Here is a 4,430-nt window from a genome sequence, read left to right on the forward strand (position 1 = left end):
AACGCCTTGGGAGAGTCCGACCTCTGGGTTTTTAATGGAGACATTGAGAATCTAAGCTGTCTCGTTGAACAAGGAATTTCTAACAGCGATGTGGAAAGAATCCCCCGTCACAGCGTAGCTTGACGGTGGGAGTATGTCAATGTAATCTCATGGCGATAGATAGTAACTTTAGGCAAATTAAATTTTTTAACTTTTCTGTTTTCTTATTGCCCAAATTAGCCAGATTGTTGTAAGCTTATGACCCAACTACAACCCGATATATTCGTCAACAATCGTCCCGATACCGATGGAGACGAGGAAGAAGACTACTTCGATTATTTTTATGATGAACCGGGTAGTGAACCGGGGACATTAATTATCGAACCGGATGCCAAACCCTCGCGGATTATTTTAATTGACTACGATGAAGATAACGCCGTTCGCAAGGTGGATATTACCCCCAATGCTTGCGCCCCCTATATTGGCACAAATACCGTGTCTTGGATGGATATTCAAGGGTTAGGGAGTGAGACGGTTTTAAAACAGGTGGGAGACATTTTTAATCTGCATCCTTTGTTATTAGAAGATGTGGTTAATGTGCCGCAGCGACCCAAGTTAGAGGACTATAACAATCAATTGTTAGTGATTTCTCAGATGGTGCGACTGAAAGAAGATGAAAGCGGTTTTGATACAGAACAAGTGAGTTTTGTCTTGGGAAAACGCTATCTTTTAAGTTTTCAAGAGGAGGAATTACAGGACTGTTTTGAGATAGTGAGAGATCGAATTCGCACTTCCCAGGGACGAGTACGGAAATCGGGGGCGGATTATTTGACCTATTTATTATTAGATACGATTATCGATGGTTATTTTCCCGTGGTAGAACACTACGAAGATCGGATTGAAGCGTTGGAAGACGCGATTATTAGTAATCCCGATCGAGATACAATGCAGGAAATCTATGATGTCCGTCGGGAATTATTGGCACTGCGTCGCTTAATTTGGCCGATGCGAAATGTCCTACATTTACTCATGCGTGACCATCATGGTATAGTCAGCGATGAAGTACAAATTTATTTTCGGGATTCCTACGACCACGTCATTCAAATTCTGGAAATTATCGAAGCTTATCGAGAATTAGCGGCGAGTTTGATGGATGTTTATATGTCCACTATGGGCAATAAATTAAACGAAATTATGAAGTTTTTAACCGTAATTTCGACGATTTTTATTCCCTTAACTTTTATCGTTGGTGTCTATGGCATGAACTTCGAGAATATGCCAGAATTAAAAGGAGAATGGAGTTACTTCATGGTCTGGTTAGTCATGTTAGCCGTAGCGGGAGGCTTGATTTTCTACTTCTGGCGCAAAGGTTGGTTTAAACCAATTTATTCCCTTAAAGAGGAAGCAAAAAGTTAGATAGGGTTGGCTGAAAAAGTTTGTTGGTGGGGTTAGGAGACAGGAGACAGGAGACTATTTTATTTATTCTCCCATCTCCCCGCACCCCACTTCCCCAATAGACATCTCCAAAAATTATAACCCAGTCACAGCTTGCTTTTGGTCTATGTACTAACTAAACAGTTCGATGGCTGTAATGTATATCTATCTTTGCTAATTCAATTTTACTGAAAAAATATGAGGCAATTAAAATAATTTTTATTCGGGTAGATTCCTTAACTAGAAAGACTTTTAGTCTTGAGATTATATTAGGTCGAGGTCTAATTCATAATTCATAATTCATAATTCATAATTCATAATTCCCACTCCCGACGACAAACTTTTGCGACAAACCCTAATTATTCCACCACAAATGCGAGGATTTGGCCTTTGTAACTGCCGAAGCGAATCTGTAAACCCGACTCTAGGGGAACTTCTTGGTTATGTACCTGCTTCCAGTGGCCATCTTGGTAGATAAAAGTACCAAAACGGGAGAAATCTTCGAGAAAGTATTGATAGTCGGGATGATCGGCATTTTTACGGCAAATTATCCGACAATGGTTTTTACTAACCCATTTTTCAGTAATCTGTAGATCATTTTCCATGTTCCGTCCTATATTCATGCCACCACCACGGATTGACAATTTTCTTTCGGGACGATCGAGATAGTATAAGAAAGCGGCGGGCATGGTTCCGCAGACATTGGGCATAACCGTCGGTGATTGAGTCTCATCAAGGGTTTGCAGCAATTGCCCGTCGAATTCTGGGTGCATATAGAGAATCGGCAAAGTCCAAGCGGGCTGATTGTACTTGTAGAGGGTTAATAACTGCTGCCTGGCGATACGAACGGCCTGATCGATAGGGACTCTCGGACCGGGAAACAAGTTGGACATCTGCGCTTCTTTGTCTTTGAACCCGAAGAGGGTGCGGGTAAAAATTTCGATAAAACTCAAGGCCTCTCTATCGGCGATCGCATCTCGCATGGCCAAAACTGCGGGAACGCCGTGGTGAATCAAGACTTCCGCCAGACTGCTGCGGGGGATCATCTCCTGACCCGATTTAGCGGGATAAGCACCCCAACAGGCATTAAAAACGGTTAAAATGACTTGATTTCTCACTAAAGCTTGGGCCAACTCCGTCCCGTTTAGCTGTTCTCCTGTCCGCAGAAATAGGGAACCGCCATTGGGGGCGGCGATTCCGTGGCCAGCGTAGAAAAAAGCTTGATATTTACCCGTATCCAAGGCCCTGGTCAGTTCTTCGGCCCCCGGTCGAATTAAGGTATCGACTTTGATTTTCACTCCCCAATTCTGAGGGAGGGAACCACTGCCCCCAGGAGAGATGGCCCGGATAAGATTGGCGGCCTCGGATTCGAGTGCCTGGTCGGAATTAGTTTCTCCACCCGTATTAATGGCGGTGAGGTTGAGGGAACTAGCGGCGGTTTTAATCTGTTTTTCCCCGATAACTAAGAGAATATTGAGACTATTACTCGGTTTTATCGGTGGTAGTGGTTCCACATCGCTGGTGGTGCGGCTAAAGAGTATATTCGGATGCAGAGATATAGCCTGTTTACCCGCTTGCTGCATAATTTCCCAGGGCAGCAAAATTAAATAGGGGTTGCGACATTCCAAGCGAATTCGCAGGGGCTGATTTTTGCCGAGGGCGATTCCCTGACTTTGGGCGAAACTTTGACCAATTGATGCTTGAAATAACCATTGCCAGAGACTAATACCTAGTTTCTGCATTAATTGACCGCCATAACTGCCGCCTTCTCCCGAAAGAGTCAGTTTAGGTCGGGAATTTCCCTCTAATTGCTCTAACATCGGCAAGGTCGGCATTTTTTCCAGACAGAACATTTCCTGCCATGCCATCCATTCCGTGGTTAGACTCTCGGTCCATTCACAGTCATGATGCACATATCCCCCCGGTAGGGGTGCTTTCGTCACCCAACGGGCGAAATGATTACTCGTGGCTAAACTAGAGATCGCTAAATTTAGACTAGGGATGGCATCATCGGTCATTGTGGCTATTGAGAAGTCTATAGAATGTTATTCTAGAGGATTTCTGAAAGCTAAGGAAGAGTATTAAGTAGCTGGTTATAATTAAATCAAAAATAGATTTTAGGTTCGATCCCCCCTGCCCCCCTTGATAAGGGGGGTGCCGATAGGCGGGGGGATCCCCCCTGCCCCCCTTGATAAGGGGGGTGCCGATAGGCGGGGGGATCCCCCCTGCCCCCCTTGATAAGGGGGGTGCCGATAGGCGGGGGCATCTGACAACTTTTAACGCCTACCTACTTATTCTAGAGGATTTCTGAAAGCTAAGGAAGAGTATTAAGTAGCTGGTTATAATTAAATCAAAAATAGATTTTAGGTTCGATCCCCCCTGCCCCCCTTGATAAGGGGGGTGCCGATAGGCGGGGGGATCTGAAAGTTTTTAATACCTACCTACTTAAGTCACCAATAAACAACAAAGTTCAATAATTTTGGTTTGCAAAGTTGCCAAAGGTTCTGCACCCCGCTTGAGACGATATTCTAATTCGAGAAGTATGGGCAAGGTGGCGAGAAGTTGTTTAGAAGAAAAGGATTGTATCTCTTTGCGAATGAAATACAGTCGCTTGGGATTGGCAATTTCGGCGGCGGCGGCGATATTTTTGTCGTCTTTTTCTCCTTCTTCAATTTTTAATTTCACTATTGCCCAAGTGCGAAATTGACCCACTAGGGTGGCAGTAATACCTAGGGGGTTCTCGTTGCGATTTAATAATTCATTGACTAATTCTAGGGCCTTGCCTGTCTCCCGTTTTAAAATAGCACCGGCTAACTGTAAGCTGCTTTGATTGCTGGCATTGACTAAGCTTAAAATGTCCTTTTTGTCAATAGTTACCGCCGAATTATTTTTAAATAAACGCAGTTTTTCTAACTCCATCCACAACAAGCGGCTGTTATTTCCCACTGATTCTGCTAAGAGTTCGATCGCATCGGGGGTTAATTTTACCCCCACTTCTTTGGCAATTTCCCTAACTC

3 protein-coding genes and 1 pseudogene are annotated in these 4,430 nt (G+C 44.1%); 2 read left to right on the forward strand and 2 right to left on the reverse strand.

Annotated features, from left to right (window positions below):
- Both PX484_RS13980 and corA read left to right on the forward strand, forming a co-directional pair.
- Positions 1-123: pseudogene (locus PX484_RS13980) on the forward strand (zinc ribbon domain-containing protein); the annotation flags it as partial.
- 114 nt (positions 124-237) lie between these two features.
- Complete coding sequence (gene corA / locus PX484_RS13985) at positions 238-1,395, forward strand: magnesium/cobalt transporter CorA (protein ID WP_149986613.1); 1,158 nt, start codon at positions 238-240, stop codon at positions 1,393-1,395.
- Between the two features lie 377 nt (positions 1,396-1,772).
- Here corA and PX484_RS13990 read toward each other — a convergent pair whose 3' ends face one another.
- Complete coding sequence (locus PX484_RS13990; protein ID WP_287768374.1) at positions 1,773-3,431, reverse strand: CHAT domain-containing protein; 1,659 nt, start codon at positions 3,429-3,431, stop codon at positions 1,773-1,775.
- 427 nt (positions 3,432-3,858) lie between these two features.
- Positions 3,859-4,430: DNA polymerase III subunit delta (gene holA / locus PX484_RS13995; protein ID WP_288104320.1), on the reverse strand; the 572-nt coding region annotated here is incomplete at its 5' end.

Source organism: Microcystis sp. M49636_WE2 (assembly GCF_030065375.1).
GTDB lineage: Bacteria > Cyanobacteriota > Cyanobacteriia > Cyanobacteriales > Microcystaceae > Microcystis > Microcystis aeruginosa_C.